Origin of the sequence: Pseudomonas sp. PS02290 (assembly GCF_029960075.1) — a bacterium.
Taxonomy (GTDB): Bacteria; Pseudomonadota; Gammaproteobacteria; order Pseudomonadales; family Pseudomonadaceae; genus Aquipseudomonas.
The window spans coordinates 1-2,991 of record NZ_JASCOY010000199.1; the positions used below are offsets into that span (position 1 = coordinate 1).

Below are 2,991 nucleotides of genomic sequence, written 5' to 3' on the forward strand. Positions count from 1 at the left end.
TCACTCCGGTCTCGCTCCGTGGGCCCGCGCCGAACGGACATCCATGTCCTGACGGCGCTCTCGCCGCATCCATGCGGCTCGGCCCACTCCGCGAGACCTGCGTTCAGCCTGCACCCAAGTCGCGACTGGCGGCGTCTGAACTTTCTCGGTGGAAGATCAACATCAACAGCACAATCCTTACCCCTCAACCTGATCTTGATCGTTCCCACGCTCTGCGTGGGAATGCATCCTCTGACGCTCCGCGTCACCGGTCTCACTGATGCAACGCGCGCTGTTAGTGGGACCGGCTTTAGCCGGGAAGAGGCCAGCTGAGGCGCCGGGATTATTGACTGTGTTTGAAGGGGACTGATTTATTTACAGCGCTTCACCGTAAATTAATCTGTCGCCGTCTAAGCCAATTCCGTTTCACCCCGCCGCCCGCAAATCTTCTTCCGCCCATTTCACGTAGCACACCACAACCGGCATTTCATGTTCGGCGCAGAAGTCGATCCAGCGCAGTTGGTTGTCTTGCAGGCGGTCGCCGGGGCCTTTGACTTCGATCATTCGGTAGCGGCGTTGTTCAGGGTAGAACTGGATGAGGTCGGGCATGCCGGTGCGGTTGGCTTTGATGTCTTGCAGCAGGCGTCGGAACCAGCGTTTGAGGTGTTGCGCCGGCAGGCAGTGCAGCGCTTGATCCAGCAGCTCCGGGGTCAGGGTGCCCCAGAACACGAAGGGCGATTGCAGTCCGAATTTGCTGGCGTAGGTGTCGCGGATCACTGCTTCGTAGCGCTGGTCGTCGAGCTGCGCCAGGCACTCGTCGAACAGGGCCGCGCGGCGCTGGTAGAAGTCCGGGCTGTAGAGGTCACTCGGTGCGCTATGGAACGGGTGGAAAAACGCGCCGGGTAGCGGCGCAAAGATCGCCCGCCAACAGAGCAGACCGAACAGCGAATTGACCAGCGCGTTCTCCACGTAGTGCACCTCGCTGCCCTCTTCCGCCAGGTGCTGCTGGATCAGCCGTTCGACGCTGTGATCGGGAAGCGGCAGCACACTCAAATCAAGCCGAGTGACGGCTCGTTTCAACCGTTTCTGCACGCTGCCCTCGCCCAACTTGCGCTTCAGACGCGGCTGTATGCGCAGCAGGTGTTGGGTTTCTTCATCGTTTTCCGGCGCCGATTGCGCTTCCAGCAGCAGCGTCATCGCGTCGGTGAATTGCTCGCTGCGTTCGAGCACGCGGATCCTCCGCACACGGGCGCCGGGGTAGCTGGATTGCGCGTAAACGCTCAATGCCAGCGGCCAGTCCTGTTCACGCTCGGCCTGCTGACCGATCTTGAACAAGAGCTTGGCGCGACGCATGGCCAGCCAAGGGTTGTCGGTCTCGACGGCCAGCGCTTGAGGCGCCAGGTCGGCCAGTGCCATGCCGTCGTCCAGCGCCTGCCGGCAGGTGTGCAGGTGCAGGCAGATGTCGATGTCGGCGCGTTGGTTGATGCCACGGGACTCGACGGAAAATTCGACTTTTTCGTAGCGATAGATGCCCAGGTCCGCCAGCACGAACTCCGACCACTCCTGGTAGAGATTGCCGAAGTACAGCAGGCGAAGCCGGTCGCACAGTGGCATGACCTGCAGCGCGAAGATCACTTCTTCGAACCCGGCAAACCAGTGCTCCAGGCGCTGGGGTGCTTCGTAGATCGGCAGCAGGCGCTGCAGGAGGTCGGATTTTTTCTCGGCGCTTTTGACGCCGTGGGCCTTGAAGCACTGGCCCAGTTCGTCTTTGCGCAGCAACGCAAACAAGGCGTGGAGATCGAGATGGGGTTGGCCGTCCACCCAACCGGACTCCAGCAAGGGTGCGGCGGCCAGTCGGACATCGCCGATTTCTGCGTAATCCAGCTTGCTGGCGCGGAACAGCGTGCCTTTGCGCATGACCATGCGCACCAGCAGCGCCTGCGCAGGTTGCGGCAGTTGGGCAAAGTCGTCGATGAAACGCCGCTCGTCTTCATCGAGCAGGTCGTCGTAGCGCTGGGCGATCCAGTTCAGCACCTGGCGGAAGTTTTCCAGGTAATAAAACGGATTGTCGAGGGGGGGAAGGCTCACGGCGAGGTCACGTAAAGGCTGACGGGAGAGCGTCAGGATACTGGTTATCCGTACAGATTCCAGCCCTGCCTGCTGTAGGATGGCGCCGGCCCGATCAACGGCGCGGACCAAAGAGCACTGCTCACCCGTTAGACTCGCTCCACGCATTTTCCAGGAGATCGCCATGCCTTCCACCAGCCAACCCCTTGTCTATCTCGCGGGCTTCGACGTATTTCGCGCCGACGCCATCGAGCACGGCCGCTATCTGAAAGCCCTGTGCGACCAGCACGGTCTTGAGGGTTTGTACCCTTTTGACAACGAAGTGCCGCAGGGGATGACGCCTGAAGAAGCCGCCGCCGTCATTTGCAACGCCAACATTGCGATGATCAAACGCTGCGACGCGGTGCTGGCCAACCTGAACCCCTTTCGCGGCGCCGAACCGGATTCAGGCACGGCCTTCGAAGTGGGCATGGCGGTTGCCCTGGGCAAACCGGTGTGGGCGTATTTCGCAGCGAATGGCGCGTTGCGCGAGCAGATCGCCCATGATGCGGCAGGCTTTGATGGGCAAGGGTTTCAGGTGGAGGATTTTGGGCTGCCGCGCAATTTGATGCTGGCGTGTACCTGGGCGGGCAGCAGCGAGACGGCGGAACAGGCGATTGAGGCATTGGCTGCGCATCTGGCTGGCTGAACCCAACCCCTGTAGGAGTGAGCTTGAACTGGCCTAATGATTTTGGACATCTCAATCGGGCGCTAAGATGGCGCCCAAATCGGAGGTGTTATGGGCATGCGTACTTCTTACTCGAACGAATTCAAACTCAAAGCAGCGGCCATGGTGCTGGACGAGGGCCAATCAGTCCCTGAAGTCTGCGACAACCTCAGCATTGGCCGAACCGCGCTGCGTCGCTGGGTCGAACAAGTGCGTGCGGAGCGCCAAGGCGCAACGCC

The 2,991-nt window shown here is 61.0% G+C and carries 3 protein-coding genes; 2 read left to right on the top strand and 1 reads right to left on the bottom strand.

Features of this window, described 5'->3' with window-relative positions; all coding sequences use genetic code 11:
* Window positions 1-405 precede the first annotated feature (405 nt).
* The gene (locus tag QMX88_RS29125) at window positions 406-2,067 is read right to left on the bottom strand and encodes a VRR-NUC domain-containing protein (protein WP_282373715.1); all 1,662 of its coding nucleotides are present in this window, start codon (window positions 2,065-2,067) and stop codon (window positions 406-408) included.
* Between the two features lie 163 nt (window positions 2,068-2,230).
* Here QMX88_RS29125 and QMX88_RS29130 point away from each other — a divergent pair, with 163 nt between their 5' ends.
* Window positions 2,231-2,734 carry a nucleoside 2-deoxyribosyltransferase gene (locus tag QMX88_RS29130; RefSeq protein WP_282373716.1) on the top strand — a complete coding sequence of 168 codons (504 nt, stop codon included), beginning with the start codon at window positions 2,231-2,233 and terminating at the stop codon, window positions 2,732-2,734.
* A gap of 96 nt (window positions 2,735-2,830) precedes the next feature.
* Window positions 2,831-2,991 (top strand): transposase (locus tag QMX88_RS29135; RefSeq protein ID WP_282373717.1); only part of this gene is annotated, 161 nt, incomplete at its 3' end.

Excerpts from the sequence above, each read along its gene's own strand:
- QMX88_RS29130 (WP_282373716.1), top strand. The coding sequence starts at position 2,231 with ATGCCTTCCACCAGCCAACCCCTTGTCTATCTCGCGGGCTTCGACGTA.